Below are 15,775 nucleotides of genomic sequence, written 5' to 3'. Positions count from 1 at the left end.
GGGTGGGGTTGTGGCATGGTGGGGGTGGACGCGACTGGCGGCACGGGGATGGGTGACCATCGGGGAGCTCGTCGCGGGGGTCGACCGCCTGGGCCTCCGTGGTCGGGGTGCGCCATGTCTGTTTCCTCTTCCTCCTCCCCCACGTCTGGTACGGCCCGGTTGTTGCCGGGTGGGCCGGTGGCGGAGCGGATTCTCGCCGAGGTCGCCGAGCAGGTGGCGGCGTTGCGGGCGGTCGGGGTGGTGCCGACGCTGGCGACGGTGCTGGTGGGTGACGACGACGCGAGTGTGGGGTACATCCGGATCAAGTCGCGGCAGGCGGCGGAGTTGGGTTTCGCGTCGCCGCACGTGCGGCTGCCGGGGTCGGCGACGCAGGCTGATCTGCACCGGGTGTTGCGGGATTTCAACGACGACGCCGGGGTGCACGCGGTGTTGGTGCAGCATCCGGTTCCGGGGCATCTGGACTACGACCGGGCGTTGGAGGTGTTGGATCCGGATGCCGACGTGGACGGTATGCATCCGGTGAACATGGGCCGGTTGGCGTTGGGGTTGCCGGGGCCGTTGCCGTGTACGCCGGCGGGGATCGAGGCGTTGTTGGCGTTCCACGGGGTGCCGGTGGCGGGTCGGGAGGTGGTGGTGCTGGGTCGGGGGGCGACGTTGGGGCGTCCGTTGGCGATGTTGTTGGCGCAGAAGCGGCCGACGGCGAACGCGGCGGTGACGGTGGTGCACACCGGGGTGGCGGACTGGCCGCGTTTCACCCGGCGGGCGGAGATCCTGGTGGCGGCGGCGGGGGTTCCGGGGATCGTGCGGCCGGAGCATGTGCGGCCGGGTGCGGTGGTCGTCGGTGGTGGGGTGCGGTACGCGGGTCGCCGGTTGTTGCCGGACGTGGACGAGTCGTGTGCGCGGGTGGCGGGGGCGATCACTCCTCGGGTGGGTGGGGTGGGTCCGACGACGGTGGCGATGCTGTTCCGTAATGCGGTGCGGGCGGCGCAGCGGGCGGCGGGCCGGGCTGACGTGTCCCGGCCGGGGCGGTCAGCCGAGGTCGACGACGAGGGGCCGGTGGTCGGAGATGGTCGAGCGGGGGGTGTCGACGGCGGTGACCGGGGGTAGCCGGTGCAGGCCGTGGGGGTCGGCGAGGATGTGGTCGAGTTGTACCCGGGGGGCGGTGGCGGGGTAGGTGGGGCGGCGGGCGAGGGGCTGCCAGCCGGTGAGGAGGCGGGCGGGGCCGGCGGGGAGGTTGAGGTCGCCGAGGAGGATGCGGGGGGCGGGCAGGGCGCGCAGGGCGCGGACGACGCGGCGGAGTTGGTGGGCGTTCCAGCCGGGGACGAAGGACAGGTGGGTGGCGGCGACGGTGAGGGGGCCGTGGGGGGTGTCGAGGACGGCGGCGAGGACGACGCGGGGTTCGTCGCGCAGAAGGATGAGGCCACCGCCGGGGCCGGGGAGGTAGAGGGGTGAGCGGACGGGTGCGGGTGTGAGGCGGGTGACGTGCCAGGTGCGTACGGGGTGGCGGCTGATCAGGCCGATGCCGTAGCAGGGTTCGCCGTGGCCGTCGTCGTCGTGGCGTAGGGGCCGGAACTGTTCGCCGGGGGTGCCGACGACGGCGGCGGCGAAGCGGTGTTCGGGGGCGTCGAGGGCGTGGGCGGCGAGGGCGGTGAGGTCGTGGTGGCCGCTGCGGGACTGGTCGCGGTCGACTTCCTGGAGGGCGAGGATGTCGGCGTCGAGGGCGTGGACGGCGGCGGTGAGCCGGTCGGGGTCGACGAGCCCGTCGGTCAGGGAGCGGCCGTGCAGCAGGTTGAAGGTCGCCAGGCGCACCTGTGCACCCTACGTCCGTGGCACAGTTACCGGATGATCAAGTTGTTGTGTTGTTCGGTGTTGGTGTTCGTGGCGTTGGGTGGGGTGGGGGTGTGGTTGCGGCGGCGTCGGGGGCGGTGAGGTGGGCCACCCGGGCGGGCGGCGGGGGGTGGCGGGTGGGAAGAATGGCGGCCCGTGGATCCTGTGTCGTTGATCGGTCTGCTGGTTGCCGCGGCCCTGGCCGGTGCGGTCGACGCGGTGGTGGGCGGGGGTGGGTTGCTGCTGTTGCCGGCGTTGTTGGTGGTGGCGCCGGGGGTGCCGGTGGCGACGGCGTTGGGGACGAACAAGTTGGCGGCGATCGCGGGTACGTCGACGGCGGCGGTGACGTTCGCGCGGCGGGCCCGGGTGGACTGGGTGGTGGCGGGTCCGGCGGCGGTGGCGGCGGTGGTGTGCGCCGGGGTGGGTGCGGTGTTGGCGGGTGCGGTGCCGGCGTCGGCGTACCGGCCGGTGGTGTTGGTGGTGTTGTTGGTGGTGGCGTTGTTCGTGGTGTTGCGGCCGCGGTTGGGGACGGTGCCGGTGCCGGGGCGGCGGACTCCGGTGCGGGTGGTGGTGGCGGTGTTGGTGTGCGGGGTGGGGATCGCGGTGTACGACGGGTTGATCGGTCCGGGGACGGGGACGTTCCTGGTGGTGGCGTTCACCGTGGTGGTGGGGGCGGATTTCCTGGGTGCGTCGGCGATGGCGAAGGTGGTTAACGCGGGGACGAACCTGGGGGCGTTGGTGGTGTTCGCGGCGACCGGGCACGTGTGGTGGTGGTTGGGGTTGGCGATGGCGGTGTGCAACGTGGCGGGGGCGGCGGTGGGGGCGCGGTTGGCGTTGCGGCGGGGTGCGGGGTTCGTGCGGGTGGTGTTGCTGGTGGTGGTGGTGGCGTTGCTGGTGAAGCTGGGGTACGACCAGTGGTGGGCCGGCTGAGCGTGCGGTGGCGCCCGGCCGGCCTTCGGCTGGGTCTCAGGCGTGCCGGACGACGGTGTCGTAGTCCAGTCGGGGCAGGCGGGGGTGCCAGGCGTCGGGGCCGGGGTGGCCGATGTTGACCAGGAGCAGGGATTTCCAGCCGGTGCCGGTGAAGAACTCGGTGTCGACGCCGGCGGCGTCGAAGCCGCCCATGGGGCCGGCGGCGAGGCCGGCGGCGCGGACGGCGAGCAGGAAGTAGCCGACCTGGAGGCCGGCGTTGAACCTGGCCATGCCGTCGCGGGCGGTGGGGTCGGCGGCGAAGTGTTCGCGCATGCCGGGGCGGACGGGGAAGAGGGTGTCGAGGTGTTCGTGGAAGTCGGTGTCGGCGGCGAGGACGGCGACGACGGGGGCCTGGGCGGTCTTGGCCCGGTTGCCTTCGGCGACGTGGGTGAGGAGGCGGTCGCGGCCGGCGCCGGGGCGGACGAACAGGACCCGCAGGGGTTGGACGTTCATGGCGGTGGGCGGGTACTTGGCGAGGTCGAAGATGGCGCGGAGCTGGTCGTCGCCGACGGGGGTGTCGGTGAAGGTGTTGGCGGTGCGGGCTTCGGTGAACAGCTGCGCCTGGGCGGCGGGGCTGAGAGTGATCAGCTGGTCGGGCAGGACGTCGGTCACGGGGTGCCTCCGGTCGGTTCGAATGTGCTGCGGCAACGATAGCAGCTAGCTTTTTCGTAGTCGCTAGTGTGAGGTGCGCACCACGTATGCTGGACGGATGACGACGTGTTCCCCGATCGACGACGGGCCCCGCGCCTGCCCGGGGGGCCTGTCGCGCGCGTTCGCGTTCCTCGGCAAGCGGTGGAACGGGATGATCCTCGGTACCCTCGCCGCCGGCCCGGCCGGTTTCGCCGAGCTGACCCGGGCGCTGCCCGGGATCAGCGAGTCGGTGCTGTCGGACCGGCTCGGCGAGCTGGCCCGGGTCGACCTGGTCCGCCGCACGGTGCGCGCGGGTCCGCCGGTGGGGGTCAGCTACCAGCTCACCGAGCGGGGCGCCGCCCTGCTGCCGGCGTTGGACGCACTGGCCCGCTGGGCCGACGAGAACCTCCCCGCCGCCGGTTGCTGACCGGCGGCGGTGGCGTGCCGTCCCCCGGGTCGGACCGCCGGCGGCGGTCGGCCGATCAGCGGCGGCGGGGTGAGTCGAACCGGCCGGCGCGGATCTCCCGCAGCGCCCGGCGACGGACGTCGCCGCGCAGGGTGTCGACGTACAGCCGGCCGGCGAGGTGGTCGGTCTCGTGCTGCAACGCGCGGGCCAGGAACCCGCTGCCGGAGATGGTCAGCGGGTCGCCGTGCCGGTCCACACCGTGCACGGTGGCGTGCAGGGACCGTCGGGTCGGGAAGTACAGCCCGGGGATGGACAGGCAGCCCTCGTCGTCGTCCTGGATCTCGTCGGACAGCTCGATGGTGGGGTTGATCAGGTGCCCCCGGTGGCCGTCGGCGTCGTAGACGAACACCTGGGCGTCGACGCCGATCTGCGGGGCGGCGACACCGGCCCGGCCGGGTGCGCCGAGCAGGGTGTCCATCAGGTCGTCCACGAGCTGCTGCAACGCGGCGTCGAAGCGGGTCACCGGCGTGCAGGCGGTGCGCAGGACGGGATCACCGATGATCCGGATCGGGCGTACGGTCATGCCCGGAAGGCTAGCGGGGGGCCGTCGGGGGCGTCACGTCGGCGCTCCGGTGCGCGACCAGCGCGGCGATGCCGTCGAGGACGCGGGCCAGTCCGAACTCGAACGCGCGGGCCGGGTCGGCGGCGGCCTGGTACTCCTGGCCGGCGGCGGAGCCGACCCGGGCGGCCGTCGGGAAGCGGGCCGGGTCCATCACCTTCTCCAGGTACGGGGCGTGCGCCCGCCACCACTGTTCGTCGGTCAGGCCGGTGTCCCGCACGGCCCGGGCCGCTTCGACCGCGCCGCGTACCGCACCGTGCACGTACGAGTCGACGAGGGTGATCACGGCGTCCATCTCCAGGTCGGTCAGGCCGATGCCCTCGACCGCGCGGAGTTCGTAGTCGTAGCGGGCGGTGACCTGCGGGCCGAGCGGGGGGCGGGTGGTGGCGACCTGCAACAGCCACGGGTGGCGCAGGTACAGCGCCCAGGTGTCGCGGGCGATGCGTTCCAGCCGGCCGCGCCAGCCGCCGGGGACGTCGGTCGGGCGGGGGGTCTCGCCGTGCACCGTGTCGAGCATCAGGTCGAGCAGTTCACCCTTGCCGGGCACGTGGGTGTAGAGGGACATGGTGCCGACGCCGAGGCGTTCGGCGACCCGGCGCATGGACAGCGCGGCGAGGCCGTCGGTGTCGGCGACCTCGATGGCGGCCCGGACGATCCGGTCGACGCCGAGGTCGCCGCCGCGGCTGGCGCGGTCCCGGGTGCGCCAGAGCAGGGCGAGGCTGCGGGCGGGGTCGCCGGTGCCGCTGTACTCGACGCGCATGCCACCAGCCTAGCCGTATGGTGTACGGCCGGGGTGGTCAGCCGGCGGCGAGCAGGGCACGCACCGGGGCGGCCTTGGCCGCGGCCTCGGCGACCTCGGCGGCGGGGTCGCTGTCCCAGGTGATGCCGCCGCCGGCCCACAGGTGCAGCCGGTCGCGGTCGGCGGCGGCGGTACGGATGGTCAGGCCCAGGTCGAGGTGGCCGGGGCCGACCCAGCCGAACGCGCCCATGCCGGCCCCCCGCCCGACGGGCTCGACGGCGGCGATCAGGCTCAGCGCGGCCCGTTTCGGGGCGCCGGTGACCGACCCGCCGGGACAGGTGGCACGCAGCAGGTCGGTCAGGCCGGCGCCGTCGGCGAGGACGGCGGACACGGTCGACTCGGCCTGCCACAGGTCGCACCACCGGCGGACGGCGAACAGCTCGTCGACGGTCACCGAGCCGGTGCGGGCGATCCGGGCCAGGTCGTTGCGTTCCAGGTCGACGATCATGATGTGCTCGGCGCGTTCCTTGGCCGAGGCGAGCAGGTCGCGCCGGCCGGCGGCGGTGGCCGGGCGGGTGCCCTTGATCGGGCGGGTGACGACGCGGCCGGCGTGCACCGCGACCAGGGTCTCCGGGGAGGCGCAGCCGATCGCCCAGCCGTCGCCGTGCAGGGTGCCGCCGTAGCGGGCGCCGGGCAGGCCGGCGAGGCGGGCCAGGGCCGGACGCGGGTCGCCGGTGTATCCGGCGGCGGCGTGACCGACCACGTTGACCTGGTAGACGTCGCCGCGGCCGATGGCGGCGCGGACGGTGCGCACGGCGTCGGCGTGCTGCCCGGCGGTCCAGCTGTCCCGCCAGGGGGCCAGCCGTAGCCGGCCGGCGGCCCGGCGGGTGGGACCGGCGGGGCGGGCGGTGGCGTGGTCGTAGACGACGACGACCACGTCGGGCAGCTGCGGCACCGGGCTGGGCGGGCCGGTGGGTGCGCCGGCCATCCGGGCGCCGGCGGCGGCGGAGACGAACAGGGCGGCCCCGCAGGGGCCGTCGGCGCGGTGGGCGGCCGGGCGGGTCAGGTCGTCGACCGGCAGGCCGTGCGCGGTGAGGAAACCGGCGATCCGCGCGGCCGGGTCACCACCGTCGGTGAGACGCCACTCGTAGCGGTCCCGCTCGACGAGCACGCTGCGGCAGCGTTGCGGTACTCCCGGTACGCCCACCGGCACCGTTGGGAGCGTTTCCACGCCAGGTGGACCATTCCCGCTCATCCGTTCAGCGGATTTCGGGGCGACATGACCGAAGCCCGCTCGATCCGGTGCGCGATCCCTTGGTACTGTGCGTCACTGGTCATGTGAACCATGACACAGTGCCCCCACAGTCCGGAGAACCCGATGTGCCAGCACCAGATCACCTGTCCCTCCGCCGAAGCGACCGACCGGGACGCCGCCCGGGTCATCGCCTGCTTCCCTGAGCAGGGCTGGAGCCTGCTCTGCAACGGTGTCATCGTCTTCGAGGACACCGGCGAGCTCCTTCCCGACGGCAGCACCATCGCCCCGCACCGCGGGCCGGCCCGGCACGCGCTCGTCGCCTGACCCACGTACGGGTCGCCTGACCTGCTCACCGTGCGTGGGCAGGCCACCCCAGGCTAGCCCCCGGCAGGGGGCTGCCCTCCCCCGGTCGCCGCACCGGGGCGGCACGTCCGCCGCCCCGGCACCGCGACTCAGTCCTGGAACGCCTCCGGCGCCGGACACGAGCAGACCAGGTTCCGGTCGCCGTACGCGCCGTCGACGCGCCGCACCGGCGGCCAGTACTTCCCCGCCCGGTCCACCCCGCCCGGGTACGCCCCCACCGACCGCGGATACGGGTGCGGCCACTCGTCTGCGGACACCATCTCCGCGGTGTGCGGGGCGTTGCTCAACGGGTTGTCCCCCGCCGGCCACCCACCCGAGGCCACCGTGTCGATCTCCGCCCGGATCGCGATCATCGCGTCGCAGAACCGGTCCAACTCGGCCAGGTCCTCACTCTCCGTCGGCTCCACCATCAGCGTCCCCGCCACCGGGAACGACATCGTCGGCGCGTGGAACCCGTAGTCGATCAGCCGCTTGGCCACGTCGTCGACACTCACCCCGGTCGCCTTCGACAGCGGCCGCAGATCCAGGATGCACTCGTGCGCCACCAGGCCCTTGTTGCCGGCGTACAGCACCGGGAAGTGCTCGCGCAGCCGCACCGCCACGTAGTTCGCCGCCAGCACCGCCACCCCGGTCGCCCGGGTCAGCCCCGCCGCGCCCATCATCCGCAGGTACGCCCACGGGATCGGCAGGATGCCCGCCGACCCGTACCGGGCCGCCGCGATCGCCGGCGCCCCCGGCACCCGGTCGCCGCCCGGGTCACCCGGCAGGTACGCCGCCAGGTGCCCCCGCACCGCCACCGGACCCACCCCCGGCCCGCCACCGCCGTGCGGAATGCAGAACGTCTTGTGCAGGTTCAGGTGCGACACGTCCGCCCCGAACCGGCCCGGCTTGGCGAACCCGACCAGCGCGTTGAGGTTCGCCCCGTCGACGTACACCTGACCGCCGGCGTCGTGGACCTTCGCGCACAACGACGCGATGCCCGTCTCGTACACCCCGTGCGTCGACGGGTACGTCACCATGATCGCGGCGAGGGCGTCCCGATGCTTGTCGATCTTGGCGTCGAGGTCGACCAGGTCGACGTTGCCGTCGGCGTCACAGGCGACCACCACCACCCGCATCCCGGCCATCACCGCCGACGCGGCGTTCGTGCCGTGCGCCGACGACGGGATCAGGCACACGTCCCGATGGGTGTCCCCCCGGTCCCGGTGGTAGGCGCGGATCGCCAGCAACCCCGCCAGCTCCCCCTGCGACCCGGCGTTGGGCTGCACACTGACCGCGTCGTACCCGGTCACCTCCGCCAGCCAGCCCTCCAACCGCCCGATCAGCTCCCGGTACCCGGCGGTCTGCTCGTCCGGGGCGAACGGGTGCAGATGGGCGAACTCCGGCCAGCTCACCGGCTCCATCTCGGTGGTCGCGTTGAGCTTCATCGTGCACGACCCCAACGGGATCATCCCCCGGTCCAGGGCGTAGTCGAAGTCCGCCAACCGGCGCAGGTACCGCAGCATCGCCGTCTCCGAGCGGTGGCTGCGGAACACCGGATGGGTGAGGAAGTCGGTGTCCCGCGCCAACCCGGCCGGCAACACGTCCTCCACGTCCCCGTCGACCTGGTCCACCCCGAACGCCGCCCACACCGCCGCCAGGTGCGCCACCGTCGTCGTCTCGTCACACGACACCCCCACCCGGTCGGCGTCGACCAGCCGCAGGTTCACCCCCCGCTCCCGGGCCGCCGCCACCACCGCCGCCGCCCCACCGGGCACCACCGCCGTCACGGTGTCGAAGAACGCGACGTCGGCCACCCGCACCCCACCGGCACGCAGCCCGGCCGCGAGCCGCACCGCCATCTGATGGGTACGCCGGGCGATCCGCCGCAACCCGTCCGGCCCGTGGTAGACGGCGTACATGCCGGCCATCACCGCCAGCAGCACCTGCGCCGTGCAGATGTTGCTGGTCGCCTTCTCCCGCCGGATGTGCTGCTCCCGGGTCTGCAACGCCAACCGGTACGCCGGCTGACCGGCCGCGTCCCGCGACACCCCGACCAGCCGGCCCGGCAGCATCCGCTCCAGACCGGCCCGCACCGCCAGGTAACCGGCGTGCGGACCACCGAAACCCATCGGCACCCCGAACCGCTGCGTGGTGCCCGCGGCGATGTCCACCCCGATCCGCCCCGGCGCCCGCAGCAGCGTCAACGCCAACAGGTCCGCCGCCACCGTCACCAACGCCCCGACCGCGTGCGCGGCGTCCACCAGCGGCGCATGGTCCCGGACCGCGCCGGACGCCCCCGGATACTGCAGGTGCAGCCCGAAGAACTCCGCCGGCAGCTCCTGTGCCGACAGGTCGACCACCCGCACCTCGATACCGAGCGGCTCGGCGCGGCCGGCGAGCACCGCCACGGTCTGCGGCAACGTGTCCGCGTCGACCACGTACACCGGGCTGCCGCTGCGCGACGCGCGACGCGCCAGGGTCATCGCCTCCGCCGCCGCCGTCGCCTCGTCGAGCATCGACGCGTTCGCCGTGGCCAGCCCGGTCAGGTCGGTGACCATGGTCTGGAAGTTCAGCAGCGCCTCCAGCCGCCCCTGGCTGATCTCCGGCTGGTACGGGGTGTAGGCCGTGTACCAGGCCGGGTTCTCCAACACGTTACGGCGGATCACCGCCGGGGTGTGCGTGCCGTGGTAGCCCAGCCCGATCATCGACACCGCCACCGTGTTGCGGGCCGCCAGGCTCCGCAGCTCGGCGATCGCCTCCCGCTCACTGGCCGGCGCCGGCAGGTCCAGGGTGCCGTGCCAACGGATCACCTCGGGGATCGCCGCGTCCATCAGCTCGTCCACGGAGCCGTACCCGACGACCTCCAACATGCGGCGCTCGTCGTCCGGGCCGGGGCCGATGTGCCGGTCGGCGAACTGCTCTACGGTCATACGTGCGCTCCAGACTCCAGGGGGCGAGGTCGACGGATCGGCCTCCCCCTGAGTCACGCCGCAGGGCGCTCCACAGTGCCTGCCCGTCGCGGTCCTTCTGCCTGAGAGGTTCCGGGGAGAATCTGCCCCTTCGGCGCCGCCCGGATACTGCTGGGCGATCTCTCCCGCGCGGGTGGTGTCGGCATGGTCAACGCTACCAGCGTCGCTGTTACCGGCGGATGTCGTACCCCCGTACGGCCCGATCGGGGGCACACCGGATCAGGACACCACCGGAATTCCCGCGGCCCCCGGCACGACGGCGGCGACCCGGTCGACCAACACCGGCAGCACCCGCCCCAACGGGGCGTCCACCCGCACCGCCGCGAGACCGTCACCACGGGTGGCACCCTGGTTCACGATCACCACCGGGACGCCCCGCCGCGCGGCCCGCGACACGAACCGCCGCCCCGACAACACCGTCAGCGACGACCCCACCACCAGCAGCGACCGGGCCTGGTCCACCATCGCGAAACACCGCGACACCCGCTCCGCCGGCACCGTCTCCCCGAAGAACACCACGTCGGGCTTCAGCATCCCCCCGCACGACCCGCAGTCGACCGGACGGAACCCGGCCACCCGGTCGTCGTCGAGATCCACGTCACCGTCCGGACGCACCACCGCCACCGTCGCGTCGAAGCCGGGATTCGCCGCCGCCAACCGCCGGTCCAGCTCCCCCCGCCCGGTACGGTCACCGCAGTCCAGGCACACCACCGCGTCGAGACGACCGTGCAGCTCCACCACCCGCCGACTACCCGCCGCAGTGTGCAGACCGTCGACGTTCTGGGTGATCACCCCGTCGACCAGGCCGACCGCCTGGAGCCGGGCCACCGCCCGGTGCCCGTCGTTCGGAGCCGCCCGCGCGATCGTGCGCCACCCCAGATGGCTCCGCGCCCAGTACCGCCGCCGGGCCACCGCCGAACCGGTGAACGTCTGGTACGTCATCGGGGTGTGCCGGCGGGCCACCCCCGTCGGCCCCCGGTAGTCGGGAATACCCGACTCGGTGGACAACCCCGCCCCGCTGAGCACCACCACCCCACCGGCGGCCACCAGGCCGGCCAGCGCGTCGATCGTCTCCGTCACCCGTCCATGCTGCCCCGACCACCGCCCCGACGGCCAACCACCCCCGTCAGGCGGGCCGCGGCACCGGCCGGCGGCGACCACTCAACCGCCCAACACCACCCGCAACTGGGCGCTCGCCCCACCCGCCGCCGCCGCGTCCGCCCGCAACTGCTCCGACTGCGCCGACAGGTACGCCTGCCACCGGTTCAACTGCTGCTGCGCCGCCGCCACCGCCGCCAACGCCGCCGCGTGCCGCTCCTCCAACGCCTGCAACTTCCCGGCCAGCTCCGACGACGCCCCACCGGCCGACAGCACACCCGACCCGCCCACCTCCGCAGCCCGCCGGTGCGCCTCCGCCACGATCTCCTCGGCCTGCCGACGCGCATCGGCGATGATCTCCGCACCCTCCGCGCTGGCCTCACCGATCGTCCGGTTCGCCTCGTCCTGCGCCCGCATCGCCAACTCGACCGTCATCGGATCCGGCCCCTGCGGCGCGTTGCTCGGCAACGTCCCGTGCCGCAGCATCTCCACCTGACTCAGCAGCCCCTGGTTCTCCCGCCGCTGCCGCTCCAGCTCCGCCGTCAACACCCCGATCCGGTCGTCCGCCGACCGCACCACCGACGCCACCTCGACCGCCGACAACCAGTGACTACCCCGGAACCGCCGCTCCTCCAACACCGCCAACTGGCGGGCCACCTCACCCGGCTCCGCCCCGGCCCGGTCCACACTCACCGCACACCCGTCCCACTGAAGTCACGCGCCGCACCCGCAGCCGTCTCGGCCAACGGCGGATACAACGAATGGTCGTAACTCTCCGTCAGGATCTGCTCCGGCTCCACACCCGACCGGACCAGCATCGTCACCGTCTCCCGGGTCATCTCCGGACTCCCACACACCAGGATCTCCGTGTCCGCCCACGGACCCAGCCGCAATGCCGTGTCCCCGGCCCGCCCGACCGCGCCACGCCAGCTCCACCCCGACTCCACCGTCGGCACGTACCGCAACCACCCCGCCCCGCCACCGTGCCCACCCGCCGCCGGCATCGCCACCAACCGCGACAACGCCGGCTCGTCGTACAGGTCGTCCGGGGTCCGCCCGCCCACCACCAGCGTGGTACGCCGCCCCGGACCCTGCTGCACCGCCTCCGCCACCGCCCGCAACGGCGCCAACCCCGTCCCCCCGGCGATCAACAACAACGGCAACTGCGGCGACCGGTCGTACGACGACAACGCCGTCCCCGTCGGATGCCCCAACAACAGCGGCTCACCCGCCCGCAACCGGCGCACCAGATGCGTGGAGAACCGGCCCGTCGCCCGCACGTGGAACTCGATCGTCCCGTCCGCCCGGGGCGCGTTCGCCGGCGACAGGTACCGCCAGGTCCGCAACTGCGGCACCTGCACCGGCAATGACTGACCCGGCCGGTACGCACACAGGTAGTTCGGACGCACCGTGAACACCACGATGTCGGCCCGCCGCCGCTCCGCCGACAACACCTCCGCCTCCCAGTGCGGCGGCGACGTCCGCTCCGCCTCCGCCGCGCCGTCGAGCATCAGCTTCGCCACCAACTCGTACGCCGCCGCCCACTGCGCCCGCAACGCCGGAGTGAAGTACGGGCCGAGGAACCGCTCCAACGTCGCCAGCAACGCCTGCCCCACCCAGACGTAGTGCCGCTCCCCCAACACCACCGGATTGCCCCGCTGGTCCCGCCCATGGAACCGACGGTGGTCGGCGCCCAACCGCTGCGCGAACACCGCCAACGCCTCCGGATCGTCCAAACTGGTGATGATGTGCCCCAACGCCGCCAGGAGCTTGTCCTCCTGGTACTGCATGTTCGTCGGGAACATCGACCGGGCCTCCGGCGCCACCACGAACAACGTGGCATAGAAATACTTCGCCGCCTCCGGGCCGGCAGCGGAGAACTGGCCCCAACTCTGGCGCAACGCCGCGTTGTCCATCCTCAGTCCTCCTGCGCGCGAGCCAGGTCGTGACGCTCACGCAACGTCATCTCCACCACACCATCCGGTTCGTACGCGCGGTCAGTCTGCCAGAGATTCGGATTCGGAACCCGGGTGTCGTAGTAACGGTGGTGCACCGCGTGCAACGCCGCCCACCCCACACTGCCGTTGAGCCACGACCAGTCACCGTGCACCGGCCGACCCGCCCGCTCCTCCTGCGCACAGAACTTCATGAACAACTCCGACTCGGTGTGCGGATCGGACACCCGCACCCCCGCCACCCGGAACGAGTGCAACACCGCCTGGTTCAACACCAACGCCGCGTGCTCCCGCCACAGCGTGTCCTCCCGCGACGTGTCCAACCCCAACCCCGCCGCCACCACCGGCAACTGGTCGTAGCGGTCCCGGTCGCCCATGTTGCGGGTTCCGATCTCGTCGCCCAGGTAGTGACCGTTGAACGGCGCGCAACTGTAGTCGACCCCACCGATACGCAGACGCATGTTACTGATCACCGGCAGCGCGTGCCAACGCAGCATCAGGTCCGCGAACCACGGATGGTCCGGATGACTCAACGCCACCTCGCGCACCAGATCCCGCGGCACCTCCCACACCGTCGGCGACTCGTGCGCCGTCTCGATCACCCACGGCACCAGGTCGAACCGCCCCGGCACCGGCGGCGGACGCCACCCCAGCCGCCGCGCCGCCCGGACCATCCCCACCTGCGCCGGATCCCCCAACACCGACCCGTCACCCCGCGGATGACCGCAGTACCGCACGAGCTGGTCGTTCCAGATCCGCGCCCGCGGACCCACCCCCGGCCGATCCGGCGCGAACACCGTGATCACCGACTGGATCCGGCCACCGTTGTCCCCCGCCGCCAGATGCGCCGCCAACTCCTCGGCGATACCCGCCGCCGTCGTCACGTGCCGACGGTCCCGGACCCGCAACCCCGCCCACCGGACCCGCCCCACACACCGCGCCGACTGCCGCCACGCCACCCGCGCGCCGTACACCAGCTCCTCCCGGGTGTGCCGGTACGAACCGGTCAACGCGATCTCCTCGCGCACCTCCGCCAGCCGCGCCGCCAACCCCGGCAACCGCTGCTCGGCGTACAACGCGTCGAGAAACTCCGCCGCCTCCGCCGCCACGTCCACCCCGGCGCCGACCGGCTCCCCCGGAGACGGCGCGGTGGTCACCGGACACCGTGGCCCGGGCGCGTGCTCGGCGACAGCACCGCCGACCCGCCCGGAGCCCAGGCCGACATAGTGATCAGTGTGCACTTCGGTTCGTTTCCCGTCCTCGGCGCGACCGCGGCTGCGATCCCCGCACCATGGTCCACGCATCAGCTCGACGCCACCACCAACCATCACTCACCGTGACCGATCGGTGCCTGTGGTGATCGCCCTGGACAGGATTCCTGCCACCACCACCGGTGTCAACACCACGAACCGCGCCCTAAGCATCCATCCTGGACAGTCACCCACCCGACCCCCCGGCGAGAAACCGACCAGGTCACGACACACATCGATACGACATCCGTCAGTATCCGCAGACGACAACGCCGCGACCGGAAACCGGCCGCGGCGTCCCACCCACCCCGGTCAACCCGCCCTGCGCCGCGCCCGCCGCGCCGCCAACTCGTCACCCACCACACCGGACGACGGACCCTCCTCGGCCCCACCGGAAGCCGCCACCCCACCACCGGCCACCGCCGGCTCCGCCGGCAGATGCGACAACGAACCCTGGATCTCCTTGAACGCCCCACCGATCGCGATACCGAACACCCCCTGGCCACCCTGCAACAGGTCGACCACCTCCTCCGGAGACCGGCACTCGTACACCGTCGTCCCGTCCGAGATCAACGTGATCCCCGCCAGGTCCTCCACCCCGCGCGACCGCAACGCCTCGATCGCCTTACGGATGTTCTGCAACGACACCCCGGCATCCAGCAACCGCTTGACGACCTTCAACACCACCAGGTCCCGAAACGAGTACAGACGCGACGTACCCGAACCCGACGCGTCCCGCACACTCGGCACCACCAGCGTCGTCCGCGCCCAGTAGTCCAACTGACGGTAACTGATCCCCACCGCGTGACAGGCCGTCACGCCCCGGTAGCCGACCGCACCATCACCGTCCACCGGCACCGGCGACGACCCCACCGGAGACTCGCCCCGCTCCACAGCCGGCTCAGGATCCCGCGGCTCGTGCATCCCGACAACCTCCCCGTCAGTGCGGCGACACGCCGTTTCCCACGACGTGCACCCCTCGACACGGCAACACTAACGCCGCACCCAGGGGTTACCACGGAGAAACCGCCGCGACACGCCGCGCGACGAGCGGCACGGGTCGCCCCGGCCGGCACGGGGCGACGACACACCACACCACCGGCACCGCCACCACGGCACCCACGCCAAGCCCACGATCAGCCGGCGAAATCCTCCGGACGCACCTGCTCCAGGAACTCCCGGAACTTCTCCACCTCGTCCTCCTGCTCGTCGGGAATCACGATCCCCGCCTCACCGAGGACCTGCTCCGCACAACGAATAGGCGCACCCACCCGCAACGCCAACGCGATCGAATCACTCGGCCGGGCGGACACCCGCACCCCGTCACCCAGCAACAGATCGGCGTAGAAGACGTTCTCCTTCAACTCGGTGATCTCCACCGCCTGCAACGGCGCCTTCAACGCCACCAGCACGTCCCGCAACAGATCATGCGTCAACGGCCGGGCCGGCTTGACCCCCTGCTGCTCGTAGGCGATCGCCGTAGCTTCCACCGCACCGATCCAGATCGGCAGATAGCGGTCACCCTCGACCTCCCTGAGCAGGACGATCGGCTGGTTACTGGGCAACTCCACCCGAACCCCGACCACGCTCAGCTCGCGCACCGCCGCCTCCGTGTCGTTGTCACCTACACCCGCCGCGCCCTGTCCCTGCACGGTACACGGCCGCCCCATCCGTACCAGCACAGCAACCGCGCCAGAAAAGGGGATACCCCGG

16 protein-coding genes and 1 riboswitch are annotated in these 15,775 nt (G+C 72.7%); of the genes, 4 read left to right on the top strand and 12 right to left on the bottom strand.

Annotated elements, in window-relative coordinates; all coding sequences use genetic code 11:
* Positions 1–114 precede the first annotated feature (114 nt).
* The gene (locus O7612_RS15360; RefSeq protein WP_282265098.1) at positions 115–1,107 is read left to right on the top strand and encodes a tetrahydrofolate dehydrogenase/cyclohydrolase catalytic domain-containing protein; all 993 of its coding nucleotides are present in this window, start codon (positions 115–117) and stop codon (positions 1,105–1,107) included.
* Here the strand turns inward: O7612_RS15360 and O7612_RS15355 are convergent.
* Positions 1,030–1,809 (bottom strand): endonuclease/exonuclease/phosphatase family protein, encoded by a 780-nt coding sequence (locus O7612_RS15355; protein WP_282265097.1) that lies wholly within the window; start codon positions 1,807–1,809, stop codon positions 1,030–1,032. The genes O7612_RS15360 and O7612_RS15355 overlap by 78 nt on opposite strands.
* Positions 1,810–1,983: 174 nt before the next feature.
* Here O7612_RS15355 and O7612_RS15350 point away from each other — a divergent pair, with 174 nt between their 5' ends.
* Positions 1,984–2,757, top strand: coding sequence for a TSUP family transporter (locus tag O7612_RS15350; RefSeq protein WP_282265096.1), 774 nt, complete (start codon positions 1,984–1,986; stop codon positions 2,755–2,757).
* A 36-nt stretch (positions 2,758–2,793) separates the two neighbouring features.
* Here the strand turns inward: O7612_RS15350 and O7612_RS15345 are convergent, their stop codons facing one another.
* A complete protein-coding gene (locus O7612_RS15345; protein WP_282265095.1) occupies positions 2,794–3,408 on the bottom strand; it encodes a malonic semialdehyde reductase in 615 nt (204 codons plus the stop codon).
* Between the two features lie 97 nt (positions 3,409–3,505).
* On the opposite strand from O7612_RS15345, the gene O7612_RS15340 reads away from it, so the two are divergent.
* Positions 3,506–3,853: a helix-turn-helix domain-containing protein gene (locus O7612_RS15340; RefSeq protein WP_282265094.1), complete on the top strand. Its 348-nt coding sequence runs from the start codon at positions 3,506–3,508 to the stop codon at positions 3,851–3,853.
* Positions 3,854–3,908: 55 nt separating this feature from the next.
* Here O7612_RS15340 and def read toward each other — a convergent pair whose 3' ends face one another.
* Genes def through O7612_RS15325 form a run of 3 tightly spaced genes read right to left on the bottom strand, consistent with a single transcriptional unit; the run spans position 3,909 to position 6,445 of the window.
* On the bottom strand, positions 3,909–4,415 hold the full coding sequence (gene def / locus O7612_RS15335) for a peptide deformylase (RefSeq protein ID WP_282265093.1): 507 nt from the start codon (positions 4,413–4,415) through the stop codon (positions 3,909–3,911).
* Positions 4,416–4,425: 10 nt separating this feature from the next.
* Complete coding sequence (locus tag O7612_RS15330; protein WP_282265092.1) at positions 4,426–5,211, bottom strand: TetR/AcrR family transcriptional regulator; 786 nt, start codon at positions 5,209–5,211, stop codon at positions 4,426–4,428.
* A gap of 37 nt (positions 5,212–5,248) precedes the next feature.
* Positions 5,249–6,445: a chorismate-binding protein gene (locus tag O7612_RS15325; RefSeq protein WP_282265091.1), complete on the bottom strand. Its 1,197-nt coding sequence runs from the start codon at positions 6,443–6,445 to the stop codon at positions 5,249–5,251.
* A 123-nt stretch (positions 6,446–6,568) separates the two neighbouring features.
* Here O7612_RS15325 and O7612_RS15320 point away from each other — a divergent pair, with 123 nt between their 5' ends.
* Entirely contained in the window at positions 6,569–6,769 is a 201-nt protein-coding gene (locus O7612_RS15320; RefSeq protein ID WP_067311530.1) for a DUF5999 family protein, read from the top strand.
* A gap of 128 nt (positions 6,770–6,897) precedes the next feature.
* Here the strand turns inward: O7612_RS15320 and gcvP are convergent, their stop codons facing one another.
* From gcvP to O7612_RS15285, 7 genes are all read right to left on the bottom strand, one after another.
* Positions 6,898–9,720, bottom strand: a complete 2,823-nt coding sequence (gene gcvP / locus O7612_RS15315; RefSeq protein ID WP_282265090.1) for an aminomethyl-transferring glycine dehydrogenase — start codon at positions 9,718–9,720, stop codon at positions 6,898–6,900.
* A gap of 79 nt (positions 9,721–9,799) precedes the next feature.
* A riboswitch (glycine riboswitch) is annotated at positions 9,800–9,897 on the bottom strand.
* 81 nt (positions 9,898–9,978) lie between these two features.
* A complete protein-coding gene (locus O7612_RS15310; protein ID WP_282265089.1) occupies positions 9,979–10,839 on the bottom strand; it encodes an NAD-dependent protein deacetylase in 861 nt (286 codons plus the stop codon).
* Between the two features lie 81 nt (positions 10,840–10,920).
* Positions 10,921–11,550 (bottom strand): hypothetical protein, encoded by a 630-nt coding sequence (locus tag O7612_RS15305; RefSeq protein WP_282265088.1) that lies wholly within the window; start codon positions 11,548–11,550, stop codon positions 10,921–10,923.
* Positions 11,547–12,773 (bottom strand): globin domain-containing protein, encoded by a 1,227-nt coding sequence (locus O7612_RS15300; RefSeq protein WP_282265087.1) that lies wholly within the window; start codon positions 12,771–12,773, stop codon positions 11,547–11,549. Before O7612_RS15300 ends, O7612_RS15305 begins: the two co-directional genes overlap by 4 nt.
* A 2-nt stretch (positions 12,774–12,775) precedes the next feature.
* Positions 12,776–13,969 (bottom strand): nitric oxide synthase oxygenase, encoded by a 1,194-nt coding sequence (locus O7612_RS15295; RefSeq protein WP_282265086.1) that lies wholly within the window; start codon positions 13,967–13,969, stop codon positions 12,776–12,778.
* Positions 13,970–14,374: 405 nt separating this feature from the next.
* On the bottom strand, positions 14,375–14,986 hold the full coding sequence (locus tag O7612_RS15290; RefSeq protein ID WP_282265085.1) for a MerR family transcriptional regulator: 612 nt from the start codon (positions 14,984–14,986) through the stop codon (positions 14,375–14,377).
* A gap of 212 nt (positions 14,987–15,198) precedes the next feature.
* Positions 15,199–15,663 (bottom strand): bifunctional nuclease family protein, encoded by a 465-nt coding sequence (locus tag O7612_RS15285; RefSeq protein ID WP_282273923.1) that lies wholly within the window; start codon positions 15,661–15,663, stop codon positions 15,199–15,201.
* Positions 15,664–15,775: the final 112 nt, after the last annotated feature.

The organism is Micromonospora sp. WMMD987 (assembly GCF_029581435.1).
GTDB lineage: Bacteria > Actinomycetota > Actinomycetes > Mycobacteriales > Micromonosporaceae > Micromonospora > Micromonospora rifamycinica.
This window is presented reverse-complemented; position numbering and strand designations above follow the sequence as displayed.